At 42.1% G+C, this 16,122-nt stretch carries 14 protein-coding genes; 11 read left to right on the top strand and 3 right to left on the bottom strand.

What is annotated here, in order from left to right; translation table 11 throughout:
* Nucleotides 1-21 precede the first annotated feature (21 nt).
* Both CO692_RS15280 and CO692_RS15285 read left to right on the top strand, forming a co-directional pair.
* Nucleotides 22-1,821 (top strand): penicillin-binding transpeptidase domain-containing protein, encoded by a 1,800-nt coding sequence (locus CO692_RS15280; RefSeq protein ID WP_096742622.1) that lies wholly within the window; start codon nt 22-24, stop codon nt 1,819-1,821.
* A gap of 200 nt (nt 1,822-2,021) precedes the next feature.
* Complete coding sequence (locus CO692_RS15285; protein WP_096742623.1) at nt 2,022-3,062, top strand: CAP-associated domain-containing protein; 1,041 nt, start codon at nt 2,022-2,024, stop codon at nt 3,060-3,062.
* 118 nt (nt 3,063-3,180) lie between these two features.
* Here CO692_RS15285 and CO692_RS15290 read toward each other — a convergent pair whose 3' ends face one another.
* Nucleotides 3,181-4,206, bottom strand: a complete 1,026-nt coding sequence (locus tag CO692_RS15290; protein WP_010749643.1) for an AraC family transcriptional regulator — start codon at nt 4,204-4,206, stop codon at nt 3,181-3,183.
* Between the two features lie 167 nt (nt 4,207-4,373).
* On the opposite strand from CO692_RS15290, the gene CO692_RS15295 reads away from it, so the two are divergent.
* From CO692_RS15295 to holA, 7 genes are all read left to right on the top strand, one after another.
* The gene (locus tag CO692_RS15295) at nt 4,374-5,663 is read left to right on the top strand and encodes a PTS sugar transporter subunit IIC (RefSeq protein WP_096742624.1); all 1,290 of its coding nucleotides are present in this window, start codon (nt 4,374-4,376) and stop codon (nt 5,661-5,663) included.
* A gap of 19 nt (nt 5,664-5,682) precedes the next feature.
* Complete coding sequence (locus CO692_RS17985; RefSeq protein WP_226818181.1) at nt 5,683-6,909, top strand: alpha-L-rhamnosidase N-terminal domain-containing protein; 1,227 nt, start codon at nt 5,683-5,685, stop codon at nt 6,907-6,909.
* Nucleotides 6,910-6,992: 83 nt separating this feature from the next.
* Nucleotides 6,993-8,279 carry an alpha-L-rhamnosidase C-terminal domain-containing protein gene (locus CO692_RS17990; protein WP_226818347.1) on the top strand — a complete coding sequence of 429 codons (1,287 nt, stop codon included), beginning with the start codon at nt 6,993-6,995 and terminating at the stop codon, nt 8,277-8,279.
* An 87-nt stretch (nt 8,280-8,366) separates the two neighbouring features.
* Nucleotides 8,367-9,008: a helix-hairpin-helix domain-containing protein gene (locus CO692_RS15305; RefSeq protein WP_096742625.1), complete on the top strand. Its 642-nt coding sequence runs from the start codon at nt 8,367-8,369 to the stop codon at nt 9,006-9,008.
* 93 nt (nt 9,009-9,101) lie between these two features.
* Complete coding sequence (locus CO692_RS15310) at nt 9,102-9,599, top strand: ComE operon protein 2 (RefSeq protein ID WP_096742626.1); 498 nt, start codon at nt 9,102-9,104, stop codon at nt 9,597-9,599.
* Nucleotides 9,571-11,814, top strand: coding sequence for a DNA internalization-related competence protein ComEC/Rec2 (locus tag CO692_RS15315; RefSeq protein ID WP_096742627.1), 2,244 nt, complete (start codon nt 9,571-9,573; stop codon nt 11,812-11,814). The genes CO692_RS15310 and CO692_RS15315 overlap by 29 nt, the downstream gene beginning before the upstream one ends.
* Nucleotides 11,815-11,845: 31 nt before the next feature.
* Nucleotides 11,846-12,865, top strand: coding sequence for a DNA polymerase III subunit delta (gene holA, locus CO692_RS15320; RefSeq protein WP_312778855.1), 1,020 nt, complete (start codon nt 11,846-11,848; stop codon nt 12,863-12,865).
* 52 nt (nt 12,866-12,917) lie between these two features.
* On the opposite strand, the gene rpsT is transcribed toward holA, so the two are convergent.
* Nucleotides 12,918-13,172 carry a 30S ribosomal protein S20 gene (gene rpsT, locus CO692_RS15325; protein WP_005230162.1) on the bottom strand — a complete coding sequence of 85 codons (255 nt, stop codon included), beginning with the start codon at nt 13,170-13,172 and terminating at the stop codon, nt 12,918-12,920.
* 237 nt (nt 13,173-13,409) lie between these two features.
* Here rpsT and CO692_RS15335 point away from each other — a divergent pair, with 237 nt between their 5' ends.
* Nucleotides 13,410-14,465, top strand: coding sequence for an inorganic phosphate transporter (locus CO692_RS15335; protein ID WP_081118972.1), 1,056 nt, complete (start codon nt 13,410-13,412; stop codon nt 14,463-14,465).
* A gap of 12 nt (nt 14,466-14,477) precedes the next feature.
* Nucleotides 14,478-15,101 (top strand): DUF47 domain-containing protein, encoded by a 624-nt coding sequence (locus CO692_RS15340; RefSeq protein ID WP_096742629.1) that lies wholly within the window; start codon nt 14,478-14,480, stop codon nt 15,099-15,101.
* Between the two features lie 75 nt (nt 15,102-15,176).
* On the opposite strand, the gene CO692_RS15345 is transcribed toward CO692_RS15340, so the two are convergent.
* Nucleotides 15,177-16,010, bottom strand: a complete 834-nt coding sequence (locus CO692_RS15345) for an undecaprenyl-diphosphate phosphatase (RefSeq protein WP_005236259.1) — start codon at nt 16,008-16,010, stop codon at nt 15,177-15,179.
* Between the last annotated feature and the right edge of the window lie 112 nt (nt 16,011-16,122).

Here is a 16,122-nt window from a genome sequence, read left to right on the forward strand (position 1 = left end):
ATCGAAAGGGGCGCTTTTACGATGCATGACTCAAGCATGCTAAATAAGAATAAAGCGAAAAAAAATCGTAAGCTAGTCGGTCATTGGTTGTACATCATCAGTTTTGTACTTTTTATGGGGTTCTCTGCACGTCTGATTTACATTGTTCAAGTTGGCGTCATCGCAGGCGTCTCTTTGTCTGAAAGAATAGAACATTTGTATTATCGTTCCAGACCGATTGAAACAAGGCGAGGCTCAATCTTTGATCGACAAGGGTCTGTGATTGCACAAGACGTTCTTTCTTATACTGTTCGAGCAATTCTTTCTGAAGATTACATTGATAATGGACGACCTATGTATCTAGGTAGAGAGAATTTTGAGGAAACAGCAACGATTCTTTCAGAGTATTTACCTATTTCAAACGATCAAGTTTTGACTATTTTGACAAACGGTGTGAATCAAACGGAACCACCTGCATATCAAGTGGAATTTGGCAGTGTGGGGAGTGGTCTAAGTGTGACTATTAGAAATCAAATTCAATCGGCACTTGATGCAGCTGGAATCAATGGCATTTATTTCGATGCTCGTACAAGTCGCAGCTATCCGAATGGCATCTTTTCTTCACATTTGATAGGCACGACCTCAGATGATGAAGAGATTCGTGTCGGTGTATCTGGGTTAGAATATGTAATGAACGATTTCCTGAGCAATCAAAACGGGCGAGAGTCCTTTCAAGTCAATGCTTCAGGGAATCCTGTTCCTGCAACCAATCAAACGGTTGAAGAAGGCATTGACGGACAAGATGTTTGGACGACATTAGATGCGCATTTGCAGTTATTCACTGAATCTCTGATGGATGAAGTTTTGAAAGAAACGCGGCCAGAAAATTTAACTGCCTTATTAATGGATGCCAAAACGGGTGAAATTTTAACGATGGCTCAAAGACCGACTTTTCATCCAGAGACCCAAGAGGGGATTGATGATGCGCATTTTATATGGCGCAACCTTTTCACAGAAGAGATGTATGAACCTGGTTCGACTTTGAAGCTGGCAACCGTTGCGACAGCAATTGATGAAGGAGTGTTTGATCCCACGGAACGTTATAATCCAGTGAGTATGCAGATTGAAGATCGACTCATCAGTGACCACGACTCAGGGTCAAATGGTGAGCTGACGATGCGGCAAGCGTTAGCTTGGTCTAGCAACACAGGGATGGTTCGTCTTCAGCAGCGGATCGGCGGTGAAATATGGGCGCAGTATTTAGCTGATTTTGGACTAGGGAAAGTTACTGGAAGTGAGCTTTTCGGTGAGGTACCAGGTATCTTACCTTCAAGAAATCGGGTTGATCAAGCTATGAGTTCATATGGTCATGCGATTGGTGTTAATCAGATGCAGATGATGCAGTTATTTAGTGCATTTGCCAATGGTGGCGAGATGATTCGTCCCCAATTGATTCGGCAAGTGGGGGAAGAGACCCAAGTTTTTCCAGAAGTCGTTTCCCAGCCTATTTCACAAACAGCGGCTGATGCTGTATTGGAATACATGACCGATGTAGTGACGGATGAACGTTATGGCACCGCTTATGATGTATACCAACTAACGAACCATGAGATTTCTGTCAAAACTGGGACAGCTCAGATTGCCAATGAGAATGGTCAAGGCTACCTGACAGGAGAGTTTGATTATATTTATTCGGCGGTCTCGATCTATCCAACGGATGATCCACAGTTTATTCTTTACCTCACCATCAAACGTCCAGAAAAGTACGATCGTCATACATTGGCTAAAATCGCCAATCCTTTGATGGAGCGTTCGATGGCACTGCAAAGTTTTCGTGATTAAAAAAAGTTTCTTAACAGGAGCTTAAAAAGACATAGACCATCTAAGAAATTTCATGCTGCAACTGGTCAACTTCCCACAGGAATGATAGTGTTTAGAAAAGACAAGAAGGCTTCTTCAGCGATCTAAACTAAGGATGAGTGAAGTGGATCACCGATCGCGTTACAGCTAGCAGATAAAAAAATCATTGACGGAGGAGTCGTATGAAAAAACTAAAATTCTTATTCAAAAGCATTTTTCTCATTGGGCTTCTTTATTTTGCAAGCCAGATGATCACATGGCATGACGGTCGTTTGGCATTTCGGGATGCCCGCCTCAACGAGATCACTCAAACTATCTCTTCCCGATTTTCACTTTCACAAGATGCTTCAGACAGACAAGTGGAAGAAACGCCTGCTCAGACACATTTATATAATGAATCACGACAAGTGATTGAAGAAACCTTTGGAGAAGCAATCAATGAATCAGCGAATCGGTATGGATTAACGTGGACATCCTACCACGATGATTTTCGTAACTTCATGATGGTGATGTATGATGAGAATAATATCGCGCAAGGAATCTATACGAACCAAGATACCCTGCATATCGATGACACGCTAGGAATCGGGTCTTCAAAAGCCAGCGTTCGTAATCAGATGGGCACGCATCAAGAAAGTTTTCAACGAGGATCACGACGGTATCGAATCCAGCCAGATGCGAACTATGATCTCTTCTTACATGATGATCAATTGATTACTTTTTTCTATGATGTTCATGCCGAAGACACAGTGACCGCAATCCAAATCATCAATCGCTCCCTAGAAACACGCCATGCGAATGATTTTCGCCAAAATCAAGCCGCCATTTTAAGCGGTTTACGAACACAGTTATTTGAATTAACGAATGCTACCCGAGTGAAATTTGGTTTGTCACCCCTTGGTTTCAGCGAAGCAACCAGTGAGACTGCTTTGAAGCATAGCCAAGACATGGCAGAACATCGATACTTTGACCATATTGGGTTAGATGGATCGACTCCATTTGATCGGATGCAAGAAGACGGGATCAGCTTCACTGCTGCAGGGGAGAATTTGGCATTTGGCCAGGCCAGCAGTATTTACGCCCATCAAGGTTTAATGAATTCAGAGGGACATCGGGCAACGATTCTAAACGATGAGTATCAATTTCTCGGGATCGGTATTGCGATCGATACCAGCGAACAGCCTTATTATACAACGTTGTATCACCGAGGATCGGCGTCGTAAATTCCTGAATTGCTTGAAACTGATTAGTAAAAAAACACTGCTCATTTGAGATTGTTGCGTTAGCAGCATCAAGTGAGCAGTGTTTTTTTGTCGATAAAATGGTGTGCAGCAGTATTATTTAGTTTTGACGGTAGGCATGAGGAGAGCACTGATACTTCTTTTGAAACAGCTTATAGAAGAATGAGACATTTTTATAGCCGACTTGGTGTGCGATTTGTTCCACAGGTAGGGAGGAGTTTCTCAACAATAAACTGGCTTGATTGAGTTTTAATTCTTGAAGGATCGTCACAAAGGATCGACCAAGCTGCTGACTGATACGGCGACTCAAATAGCTCGGGTTGTATCCAAATGTCTCCGCAACCGAAGCTAGTGTGCAAGTAGCGAAATGTTTCTCCAGATAGTCCAACACTTCTCCGAGGTACAATTGGTCACTGTTTTGCGACTCGATCCGTTGTTTTTCCTGGAAGTTACGAACGAGTTCGGAAAAAATAATGATCATATAGGAATGGATGACTTCATGAGAACCGAAGGAGGGATTGAAGAACTGGGCCAAGACCCCGAAAATCGCATCAATCAAATAGTCGTTGTTACTCGTTTCAAACACTAGATATTGATTGTGCTTTTGGCTTTCAGATAACGCATTGATGGCAAAATCGGCGATCATGCTATTGGATGCTAACCGACTGAGCATCTGCGTGGAAAAGTACTCTTTGCTGATCAAAAAGTTAATAACAATGTCGTCTTGATTTGTTTCGATAATTTGGTGGATCACCCCAGTATCTAGTAAGCAAAAGTCACCTGCCTTTAGGATCACTTTTTTCTCATTGATCATGATCGTGACTGTTCCAGAAAAAACATAATTCATTTCGATAAAATCATGCTGATGTAGTGGCGTAGATGAAAAGCGTGCATGTTTTAAAATCAAGAGCTGGCTTGTCTTAAGAAATCCGCTATCCTGTGGTCGTTTTCGTATGAGACGAGAAAGGTGTTTTTCGAAGGTATATTGGTAAATTGGCTCATTTTTCTCAGTGTAGACTTTCTTGAAATCCTCATAATTGTATGGAAGGGTTTGCGTCTTTTTAAGGGCTATTTCTTCGGTAGTCGTCAATTGTTGTAACTGCTGCAGAATGTTTTGTTTATCCATCGCTTTCTCCTTAGGTAAAAAATAGTCAATGAAATAGTAGAGTATCGTCATTGAAGACAGGTAGAGATAGTATATAATACTTGTATGGTAGCGTTATCAATTATCATAATCCGGATGATAATAATAGTCAATAGTACCAGCAAATTCGAAAGAAATGGGGAATCACCATGAACCACGACAAACCATCATTAGGGGATAAGCTCCAAAGTACCCTTGGTCCATTTGCAAGTAAAGTCAATGGGAATATTTATATTACTTCAGTTAGGGATGCAATGTTAGCATACATGCCATTCACCTTTATTGCGTCGATCTTTTTAATTATTGCTTTTTTTCCGATCCAACAAGTGACCGATTTTATTACTATGGTGTTGCGAACAGAAGATGCTAGTGTCTGGCAAGAGAAATTGCTCTATGTCAACAATGCTACACTCGCAATCGGTGGTTTGCTAGTTGTCATTTCCCTCGCAAAATCACTGGCAGAAAAACTTGAAACAAATGTTTTGCAATGTGTCTTAACTGCTTTTGTTTCCTTTTTACTATTAACACCGTTGGATGCAATGGAAGCAGGGACATTTTTAGATATCACCCGCGTTAGCGCGCAATCAATGTTTTTAGCGATTATTGTCGGTATTTTTAGTACTGTTCTGTATAAAAAAATTGAGGGCAAAGGAATCAAAATCAAAATGCCTGCAGCGGTTCCACCAGCTGTTTCTGGACCATTCGAATCAGTGATTCCATCTTTTCTTGTCATCACGACGATTTGGGGCATCCGGCTCATCATCGAAGCTCTATTTAACAGTGATGCCATGACGTTGATCAATGGGACCCTTGGGATTCCATTAACAATGTTAGGTGGCTCCCTAGCAGGAATGGTCGTTGTGAAAATTTTCGAGCAATTTTTATGGTTTTTTGGCCTTCATGGAACCTCGATCATTCAAGCAGTGATGGACCCAATCCATCAAGTCCTTGAAGACCAAAATCGTGTGGCATCAGTGGCGGGAGAGATTCCAACGAATATTATCAGTATGAGCTTTCGGAATCATTTTGCCTCGATTGGCGTCGTCGGTGCGATCATTGCTATTTTGATCGTAGCAAAAAGCAAACAGTACAAAGAGGTTGGTAAAATTGCTAGTGTTCCTTATATTTTCAATATTGGTGAACCAGCGTTGTTCGGGATACCCTTGATGTTGAATTTCAGTTTTCTCATTCCTTTTGTTTTTGCAAATGCCGTCACAACGATCGTCGCTTATTTTGCCTTTTATTTCGGGCTAGTCCCGATACCAACTGGGCTTGCGCAAATTCCTTGGACGACGCCACCGATCATTAGCGGCTATTTTGTCACAGGTAGTATCATGGGCTCTTTGTTACAAATCGTCTTGATCGTGATCGCAACGATGATTTGGTTGCCATTTATCAAAGTTGCTGATAAGCAGATCTGTATTGAAGAAGCACAATAACCCACGAAAGGAGCAGCTTATGAAAGAAACGATAACCATCAACGGGAAGACAAAGCCATTAACAGTGGATTTAAATGAGCCGATCCTTATTGAATGGTCGATGACCAATCACCAAGGCTATCGATTGCAAATCTTCAATGAACAGCAGCAAGCAGTGTATGACGTTTCCAACATAGCCGCTTCTGAGAATAAAATGGAGATCCTCTTACCGCAGCATCCGCAGCGAAAAAAATATCAAGTCAAATTGACTGCAGGAGCAGGAAACGATGTCACGATTTACAGCAGTGTGTTTTTCACGATAGAAAAGCGTGAGAAACCTAAAGAAACTATGGGCAAGTGGATCACTCGCTTAGATGATCCTATTAAAAAAGAACGGTTTTACTTTTCAGAAGAGAAAAATAGCTGCTTGTCCCGCTTCTTCACACTGGAAAAGTGTCCTTCCTATGCAGTGATTGATTGCTGCGGGCTTGGTTTTTATCGCTTGTCTGTTAATGGAAAAATGGTATCAGATGTTTACTTAAACAGTGATGTAACGAACTATGATCAAGTCGTCTACTATGATACCTATGATTTAACTGATTTTTTACAGGAGGGAGACAATCGAATCGAAGTTGAACTTGCGAATGGCTGGTATAACCCTGCTCCGATTGAGATTTTAGGCCGGTATAACATCCGCAAAGAACTAGCGATCGGCAAACCCTGTTTCTGGGGGGAGCTTCAGTTAAATGATGAAGGAGAGAATCGCTACATTTACTCAGACAATCAGTGGCAAAGTAGTTTTGGTCCTTATTTGCAAAACAATCTTTATATAGGAGAAATCGTTACCGATGTACCTGATCCTCGTCCAGAAGGAAAAACGGTACAAATTGCTGGTCCGGCGGGACGTTTCAAGCCAAGCTTTATTCCTAAAATCAAGCGCGCACAATCGATCGTTCCCCAAAAAATGACCGAAACTGCAGCGGGACTGCTTATTGACTTCGGACAAATCATCAGCGGTCAATTTGCTTGTACACTTGAGGAAGATTTCATTGGCCAGATCAGAATCAGCTATGCAGAAAGATTAGATGAGCAAGGCAACCCTCTGATTATACCTCTACGATCAGTGGAACTTATGGCGTCTACGATCCCTATGAAGGGAAGCAGCCAGATGATCCCATCGTTCAACGAGACATCATTGAGAAAACGGCAGCGAGGACGTTCGTTTTTGAAAACCGCTACACCTATCATTCCTTTCGCTATGCGTTGATTGAGACGAAACCTGCTGACAACCTTCAAGCGATTGTGGGCGCAATTAAAGCCTATCGCCTGCATACGGAGGTGAAATCGTTGGTGACGCTTGAAACCTCCGACCCCTTTTTGAATCAGTTATGGGCGGTTGGACAAGCCACACGGTTGAACAATATCCACTCGTATTTTGAGGACTGCACTCGTGAGCGGTTCGGATATGGCGGAGACATCGTCGCTTTACTGCCAACACAGATGGCAGATCTAGCGATTGAACCGTTGTTGGAAAAAGTGTTGTGGGATTTTGCCTACGACCAACGACCGGATGGTGCAATGACCGCAACTGCGCCATTTGTAGGAATCATGACAAATGGACCATCAAATGGCGGTGGTGCGTTAGGGTGGCAATTGGTAGTTCCAGAGCTTGCTTTGGCATTGGTGATGACCTATGGAAAACAAGCAGCGGTTGCTAAGCTGCGTCCACAGTTGGAACAGCATCTCAACTATTTACTCGCTTTTGATTTTGATTATATCGCCCAGTGCTGTCTCGGCGATTGGGGAGCAATTGATGAAACTCGGGAAAACGAGGTTATTACTTCACCAGATCAGTCCTTTTGCTCTGCCTGCATGTATCTACTTTTACTACAGCGTTACCAAGAATTGATCGACTTGAGGATCATTGGTAACGAGGACTATTGTCAGCGAGTGACAGCAGCTATCCAGTACACGACACAACAAATCAAACAGCAGTTTTCTATAGGACATGGGCAATACGGTGCGGGCACCTTGTCTAGTATGATCTTTGCAATGAAAACAGGACTCAGTGAGAAAAAAGAAATATTGCCAAAATTAGTACAACGGATCAAGCAGCAAGAGGGTATTTTCTCTTTCGGCATCTTCGGGATGGCATGGAGCTATCAGTTGCTGGCTGAAGCTGGCTATAATGATATTATTTTTGATTGGTTAACGAGGAGAGCTGCGCCTAGTTATGCAGCAATGCTGGCAAGCGGAAACGGCACTTTGATGGAACATTTTCCAACGCCGCAACATTCAGCCACTTACGAGGGTTCGTTGAATCATGCCATGTTTGCTTCTTATGGGTATTGGTTTGTCCGTCATTTATTAGGCATTCAGATGACAAGCGCTGGGATACTGATACAACCAGCCTTCGATGTACCTGTAGCCCATGTCAAAGGCTCCTTACAAAGTACGTTTGGATTAGTAACTTTAAGCTGGGAAAAGACTGATCGTACCGTTCGCTTAACGGTGGAGTTGCCACGAACATGTGGCTATGAAATCAGTCAGATGAAAGGTTTTAGAAAAGTCAGCGAGAAAATAGAGGATGTGGGGGACCGACAGAAAGTTAGCTGTCTCTATACGATTACTTCTTAGCTAGTGAAAAAGTCGACACGTGGAATGTGTTGACTTTTTTTCTGTGGTTTACTATTTTTTGCGTATTTCATCTATGAGGTGGTGAAAATGGATCAATGGAAGCTGCTCAAAGACTATTGGCGATTTGCAGTTGGTGGTGCTGTTTTGATGGTTTTGCTGATCATCTGGTTTGTACCGTTCTCGCAAAACAAAGAAACAAACTGGCAATCAATGGCAGATACAGCAGGTCAATCGTCTGAAATGGGGGAAGGTGGAACCCTTCAAGAAGATGGTCTTCACGATGAAGAGTATGAGATCGTTATAGATGTCAAAGGAGAAGTGCACCAACCGGGCATTTATTGTTTAAAATCAGGTGCACGGATGTATGAATTGATCGAACAAGCAGGTGGTCTGACAGAAGAGGCGTTAGAAACAGCCATAAACTTAGCACAGGTGTTGCAAGATCAACAGATGGTGATCGTCCCTCATAAAGAGGATCAAGCGTTTATGGAGATGAATGCTTCAGGAGTAGGTGGCAGCCAGACAGCAGTGACACAAATCAATCTGAATCAAGCCAATGCGCAGCAACTGCAAGAACTGCCAGGCGTGGGTGCCAAAAAAGCAGAGGCAATCATCGCTTACCGCGAAGAATATGGCTTTTTTAAACAGATTGATGACCTAAAAAAGATCACAGGCATCGGAGAGAAGACCTTTGAGTCCTTGAAAGAGATGATTACAGTGACGGACTGAACCAAATAAAAGTAAGAAATACTAAGAAATGACGGTTGAAAATTCAAGAAATTCGATTAGAATAGAACTAATCAATCGCAAAGGAGCAAATGAATGAGCAATACGAGAATCCCTTGGGACCAGTATTTTATGGCGCAAGCTGTTTTACTTTCTTTACGCAGTACGTGTTCCCGACTTGAAGTCGGCGCTACATTAGTCAAAGATCGCCGAATCATCGCTGGAGGCTACAATGGATCCGTCAGTGGCGATGTACACTGCATCGACGATGGCTGTTATGTTGTGGATGACCATTGTATTCGGACGATTCATGCAGAAATGAATGCCTTATTGCAATGTGCAAAATTAGGGGTGTCAACAGACAATGCGGAAATCTATGTGACGCATTTTCCTTGCCTTCCCTGTACGAAAGCCATTTTGCAAGCAGGTGTTAAAACGATCCATTATTTGAATGATTATCGTAACAACCAGTATGCACTAGAATTGATTCAACAAGTAGGTGCTTCCGTCCACCAAGTTGAACTCGATCCTGTGTACTTCGAAAAACTATCCTTTGGTGTGCTGAATGATGCACAACCAACAAAAGAGAACTGATTCATTTCTATTTCTTAGTATTATTTTCGCTTGTTCGGTGACTGCATACTATGTGCAGTCTATCCTACTTGGATTCATTGCACTTTATTATTTCGCGATGCTTGTCTTAAAACGACAGGCATTTTTGTGCATGGTTTGTTTTGTCGGACTGTTGCTGTTAAGTGTCCGCGCCTCTCTATTTCGGACTGGGGACATACAAGAAGGTGAGTATCGAGGGGTAGTCAATGTGCTGCCAGACACGATCAAAATCAATGGTGATCTGCTTACGTTTGAAGCAAAATCCTCCGCAGGTAAAGTGATTGGCCATTACACGATTTCTTCAGAGACTGAAAAACAGCAATGGCAGGATCGATCCGATTGGGGAAGAAAGCTGCTGGTGAAAGGATTTTTTTCTCTTCCTGAAAGACCACGAAACCGCCACGGGTTTGACTATTCTGCCTATCTGTCCAGTCGATCAATTATTGGCTCAGTCCATATCGAGCAAATTGTAGGAATGGAAGCAGCAGACTCAGGCTTTTCGCTTGCAAAAGTTCGAGCGGATGTTATTTCTTCTGTTCAACGAATTTTTCCTGAACGATCCGCTACCTATATCAATGCATTGCTCTTTGGTTTTAGAGATCACGCGTTTCAAGAGGTGCGACAAATTTACAGTGCAAGTGGCTTGTTGCATTTTTTTACGATTTCAGGAATGCATATCGTCTTATTTTTCAAATGGTTTCGCGAGATCTTACGCCGATTGGGTTTCACGCAAAAAGAAATGTTGTTACCTTTGGTGGTCTTTTTCTTAGGGGTGATCGGTCTGTGTGGGGGTGGCATTAGTGTATGGCGCGCCGTCTTGGCATTGGCTGTTAATCAAGTGAACGCCCTTTTTCCTCAACGCCTATCGGGGAGTGATCGCTATGGGATTGTCCTGACAGCACTTTTATTCGTTGACCCCAAAGTATTGCTTCAAACATCGGGGCAACTAAGCCTTTTGATGACATTTTTGCTACTGATGCAACGACCAGTTGGATGGTCATGGTTTTGGTGTTGCCAATTCTTACCTGTACTTGCAGCACCCATCATTGTCGCAGTTTTTTATGAATTTCCGCTCTTTGGCGGCTTATTGACGTTTTTCTTTCTGCCGTTTTTTCAAGTAATTTTGCTACCAGCATGTCTTTTATTGTTTATGGTCAGTACACTTTTCCCACCCATCAGGGGGCTGATTGTCCTTTTCGAAGGACTTTTGCTGCTTATGGAAATAATTATAGGCGCTGTTGGGGGCATTTCCCTGACAATCGGTGCTATACCTGTGGGATTGGCTGGCATCTGTTGTCTGCTTGGCCTGTTTTTTTATCAAAAGAAACGGTGGTTGCTGGTGATCTGTTTCTCACTCGTTATACCAACGGTCTACCAAAAAAACAGTGTTGTACCGACGGTTAGTTATGTCGATGTTGGGCAAGGAGACAGCATCGTTTTGCAGGCAGAAAAGAATCGCGAAGTTTATGTGATCGATACTGGAGGGTCTCTGTCTTTTCCGAAAGAAAACTGGCAAGAGCGTAAACGACAAGCTGCCGCGCAATCTACATTGATTCCTTTTTTGAAGGGGGAGGGAGTCAGAAAGATCACCGGTTTGTTTTTAACTCATGGGGACACGGACCATATGGGGGACGCACTAGCATTGATGAAGGCGATCCCCGTTGAAACGTTATATCTTGTACCAGGAAGTGAACAAGATCACCGCATCGCCAAACTATTAAACGAACTGCCTAATCAGACAAGCGTTGTTTGGACGACGGTTGGCCAGGTGGTAGGTGATTTCCTTCAGTTGCAAGTATTGGCACCAGAATCAGGTGCAGGACAAAACGAAGATTCGATGGTGATTAAAACCAAGGTAGGGGATAAAACATTTTTATTTACTGGTGATCTCGAACAAGCAGGGGAAAAAAAGTTGATTTATGATTATCCGAATCTTAAAGTTGATGTATTGAAACTAGGGCATCATGGCAGTCGAACCTCGACGGCACCTGAGTTTGTTGCGGCAATCGACCCCCAATTCGGGATCGTTTCAAGTGGACGGAACAATCGGTACGGGCATCCTCATGAAGAGGTGCTTGAAACCTTGGTTAATCAGACCGTTTTGCGAACGGATCAGCAGGGCATGATCCAATTTATTTGGTCTGAAAAACAACAATCATTTTTGATAAAAACGCTGCTAGACTATCCGATTGACTAATGGTAGGATAAGAATGAAAGCGGGGGAAACGATGGAATTACAAAAAGCGTTGCAAGCAATTCGGACCAAGGAGTTGCAATCGATTTATCTAGTCATCGGCAGTGAAATGTTTTTACAAGAGCAAGTTCGCACGGCCTTTTTGGAGCGTTTTTCCGTTGGGAAAGATGATCTGAATTTTGCTTCCTTTGACATGGAGAAAGATCCCCTTGATATGGTGATCCAAGAAGCCCAATCGTTGCCTTTTTTTGGCGATCAGCGCTTACTTTTCGTCGAGCGGCCATTTTTCTTAACAGCTGAAAAAAAGAGCAATGCACCTGAGCATGACCTAGATGATTTCTTGAATTATATCAAAGACCCATTGGAATCATCGGTAATGGTGATTTTTGCAGATGTCGATAAATTAGATGAACGGAAAAAAATTACTAAGCAATTGAAGAAAGCCGCAGTTGTAATTGATGTCGCACCTATGAAAGAAGCCGACGTGCGTCAGTATCTCCAACAGTCGTTGGCCAATGACGGCATCGAAATGAGCCGAGAGGCGTTTGATTTGTTTTTACGGTTAACGGATCTGCAACTTTCAAAAGCGATGCAGGAGTTACAGAAACTACGGTTGTATGCTGGAAATGGCAATAAAATCACGAAGGAGATCGTCTTGCAGTTGATTCCTAAGACGCTGGAACACAACGTCTTTGAATTAACCAGTGATGTCTTAAAGGGGAACGTATCGGATGCGTTGCGCTTGTATGACGATCTATTATTGCAAGGGGAAGAGACGATCAAGATCAATTCTATCTTGATCAGCCAAGTCCGTCTGCTATTACAGGCGGCGATTTTGATGAAAATTGGCTACCAGCAAGCCAATATCGCAGAAACGTTGGGGATTCATCCGTACCGAGTGAAGTTAGCGATGCAGCAAGCTCGTGGGTTTGGAGAAAAGCAATTAGCAGCACTATATAGTGAATTGATCGAAAATGATTACTTAGTAAAAAGTGGTCAGATGGACAAAGAGTATTTGTTCCAGCTATTTGTTTTAAAACATGGCAAACAGTAAGTCAAAAAGAAAGGCGCAGCAATCATCGATTGCTGCGCCTTTCTTAATTTGCTTATTTTGCAATTTTTTTACTTAAACGAGATTTGTCGCGACTAGCTTTGTTCTTGTGGATCAATCCTTTAGTCTCAGCCATATCGATTGCTTTAACAGCATCTTTATATAACGCATCTACGTTATCAGCACCAGCTTCAACAGCTTGATCAAATTTTTTGATTGCTGTACGCATTGTGCTTACTTGAGATGAATTCTTAGCATTAGCCGCTTCGCTTGTGCGAACACGTTTGATTGCAGATTCAATGTTTGGCATGTATTTCACCTCCGAAAAAAAAGTTCAATTACGTTTAGAAAACGTATAAATCAACACTAGTCATTATACCTAATGCCAAGAGTGATTGCAATAAAAGTTGTAAAGAAATTTTACTTAACACAAAAAAATGATTTTTCGGGCGCGCTATTTTTTACTTTATGGAATTTAAAAATACTTCTTTACACATTTTTTACAGAATAGTTATAAAAAGTTTACACAGAAAGAGCTTTCTATGCTATGATTACTTCGGAATTTTTAAATGGGGGAATCTATGTGAATATCGCTTTGTTTCTAACGATTGTCTTGTCATTAGGGGTGATTTTCGTCAACGGCTGGACGGATGCGCCTAATGCTATTGCAACCGCGGTCTCAACAAGAGTCTTGCGTCCAAATATCGCCATTGGCATGGCCGTCGTCATGAATTTCTTAGGTGTACTGGTGATGACGTATTTTAATGCGCAAGTAGCAGAAACGATCAGCAACATTGTGACATTTGACTCAGGTGGAAGCTTTCGAGTCTCGCAGATTGCTTTAGCCGCTGCCTTATTCTCGATTGTCGTCTGGACGGTCGCTGCTTGGTACTTTGGGATCCCAACCAGTGAATCTCACGCATTGATTGCGGGATTGACAGGAGCTGCCATGGCCCTGGGCGGTTTACATGCAGTCAACGGTGAAGAATGGCTGAAAGTCTTGATCGGACTCGTTGTGTCTACGTTAATGGGGTTTATTGGTGGATTTTTGATCACAAAACTGATCGTTTGGCTCTTTCGTGATACGCAACGGCGAAAAGCCAACAAAATTTTTACGGTTGGGCAAGCCATTGCGGCTGGTGCCAATGCCTTCTTGCATGGTGCCCAAGATGGCCAAAAATTCATGGGTGTGTTCATGTTAGGCCTTTTTTACAACAATCTTGCTGAAAAGACTGGTAATGGTTTTGCGATCCCACTGTGGGTGATGGTTCTTTGCTCATTGACCATGGGGATCGGTACATCGGTCGGTGGGATGAAGATCATCAAATCAGTGGGAATGGATATGGTAAAGCTGGAAAAATACCAAGGCTTTTCTGCAGATGTTACTGCAGCAATCTGTTTGTTCTTGTCTTCTGTATTTGGTATCCCAGTTTCAACAACGCACACGAAAACGACCGCTATCATGGGCGTTGGAGCGTCTCGGCGTTTTTCTAGCGTTGATTGGCGCATTGTAAAAGAAATGATCTATGCTTGGATTTTAACCTTTCCTGGCTGTGGATTGATTGCGTTTCTAATGGTCAAATTTTTATTGCTAATTTTGTAAGGAGAGAAAGAAATGGCACGAAAAAAAGGATTCGATTATTTTGCAGCAATGGAGCAGTTGGCAACAAATGGTCATCTAGCTGCGAAACGTTTTTCGCTGTTGATCAATGATTACTCTGAAACAGCGTTAAGTGAAGCAGCAGCCGAGATTCATGGATTAGAAAAAGAAGGGGATAAAGTAATCGCTGAGCTAACGAATGAGTTGTACGACTCATTTATCACACCGATCGATCGCGAAGACATCTTGGTCATCTCTGAGCGCTTAGATGATATTTTGGATGGAATTATGGGACTGACTTATTTATTTGAGAATTTGGTCATTACAAAGATCCGCCCCGAGACGAACTTATTTGCTGAAATGATCGTTCAAGCGACACAAGGCGTTGAAACGGCCTTAAAAGAATTTCCTAAGTTCAAAAATTCAAAAACGTTGCGTCAAATGATCAATGATGTGAATACGATTGAATCAGAAGCAGATCTTTTGTATTCAAAAATGAAGAAAGCGTTGTTTACAGACGAAATGGATGTGCTGGAAATCATTAAATGGAAAGATATTTATGATCGTTTTGAATCCATCATCAACGACACCGAAAGTGCGGTTGATATTATTGACGGTATGGTAATCAAAAACACGTGATGGAATAAGAATTCTACTTAAAGCAAAAAGAGCAACTATTGCAGCATTGAAATGCCCAATAGTTGCTCTTTTTGCTTATAATTGGATCAGCCAATAGCCAATCAAAATAATTCCTAAAACGATACGGTACCATCCGAAAACGGTAAAGTCATTCCGTTTGATGTAATTCATCAAGAAGCGGATCGCAATGATCGAAACGATGAATGATACGATGGTTCCTGTCAGTAAGATGACGGTTCCTTGAAAGTCAAAGGCATTGCCATCTTTCAAAAATTTGAAAATTTTTAATGCGCTGGCACCAAACATGGTTGGAATACCTAAGAAAAATGAAAATTCAGCAGCAACATAGCGAGAAGCGCCGATCATGATAGCACCTAAAATGGTGGCACCAGAACGAGATGTTCCTGGTATCAATGCCAATACTTGGAACATGCCGACGATCAAAGCCGCTTTGTAGGTGAATTTGTTCAAATCGGTGCATTTTGGTGCTTTATTTTTGTTTCGTTTTTCAACTACAATAAAGCCGATCCCATAAACGATCAAAACGATCGAAACCGAAAAGAAATTGTAGAAATGCGCATCTAACCAATCATCTAACGGCAATCCGATAATAACCGATGGTAAGACCGCAACAATAACTTTAAACCATAACGTCCACGTATCTTTTTTCTCTATCTCATTTTTTTGCGGTGAAAAAGGGTTTAGTTTATGGAAATATAAGTAGACGACTGCTAAAATCGCGCCCAATTGAATGACAACATTGAACATCGTCATAAATTCGGGGGTAACATTCAAACCGATAAATTCGTCGGCAAGAATCAAGTGACCGGTGCTGCTAATTGGCAGCCATTCAGTGATCCCTTCGATGATCCCAAATAAAATCGCTTTTATGAAATTTGTAAAAAACATTGGTCCAGTCCTTTCTATGACAAAATACAACTCTTAGTATACCGTTTCCTGATTCGAATACCAATCTTTTTCCTAAAAAAAGAGGGCAGTTTTTAAAACAAAAACTGCTCCT

Source organism: Enterococcus sp. FDAARGOS_375 (assembly GCF_002393265.1).
Lineage (GTDB): Bacteria > Bacillota > Bacilli > Lactobacillales > Enterococcaceae > Enterococcus_D > Enterococcus_D innesii.

What these genes read in the sequence shown, in the direction of transcription:
- CO692_RS15280 (WP_096742622.1), top strand. Translation starts at nt 22, where the DNA reads ATGCATGACTCAAGCATGCTAAATAAGAATAAAGCGAAAAAAAATCGT.
- CO692_RS15285 (WP_096742623.1), top strand. Translation starts at nt 2,022, where the DNA reads ATGAAAAAACTAAAATTCTTATTCAAAAGCATTTTTCTCATTGGGCTT.
- CO692_RS15290 (WP_010749643.1), bottom strand. Translation starts at nt 4,206, where the DNA reads ATGGATAAACAAAACATTCTGCAGCAGTTACAACAATTGACGACTACC.
- CO692_RS15295 (WP_096742624.1), top strand. Translation starts at nt 4,374, where the DNA reads ATGAACCACGACAAACCATCATTAGGGGATAAGCTCCAAAGTACCCTT.
- CO692_RS17985 (WP_226818181.1), top strand. Translation starts at nt 5,683, where the DNA reads ATGAAAGAAACGATAACCATCAACGGGAAGACAAAGCCATTAACAGTG.
- CO692_RS15305 (WP_096742625.1), top strand. Translation starts at nt 8,367, where the DNA reads ATGGATCAATGGAAGCTGCTCAAAGACTATTGGCGATTTGCAGTTGGT.
- CO692_RS15310 (WP_096742626.1), top strand. Translation starts at nt 9,102, where the DNA reads ATGAGCAATACGAGAATCCCTTGGGACCAGTATTTTATGGCGCAAGCT.
- CO692_RS15315 (WP_096742627.1), top strand. Translation starts at nt 9,571, where the DNA reads ATGATGCACAACCAACAAAAGAGAACTGATTCATTTCTATTTCTTAGT.
- holA (WP_312778855.1), top strand. Translation starts at nt 11,846, where the DNA reads ATGGAATTACAAAAAGCGTTGCAAGCAATTCGGACCAAGGAGTTGCAA.
- rpsT (WP_005230162.1), bottom strand. Translation starts at nt 13,172, where the DNA reads ATGCCAAACATTGAATCTGCAATCAAACGTGTTCGCACAAGCGAAGCG.
- CO692_RS15335 (WP_081118972.1), top strand. Translation starts at nt 13,410, where the DNA reads ATGATTACTTCGGAATTTTTAAATGGGGGAATCTATGTGAATATCGCT.
- CO692_RS15340 (WP_096742629.1), top strand. Translation starts at nt 14,478, where the DNA reads ATGGCACGAAAAAAAGGATTCGATTATTTTGCAGCAATGGAGCAGTTG.
- CO692_RS15345 (WP_005236259.1), bottom strand. Translation starts at nt 16,010, where the DNA reads ATGTTTTTTACAAATTTCATAAAAGCGATTTTATTTGGGATCATCGAA.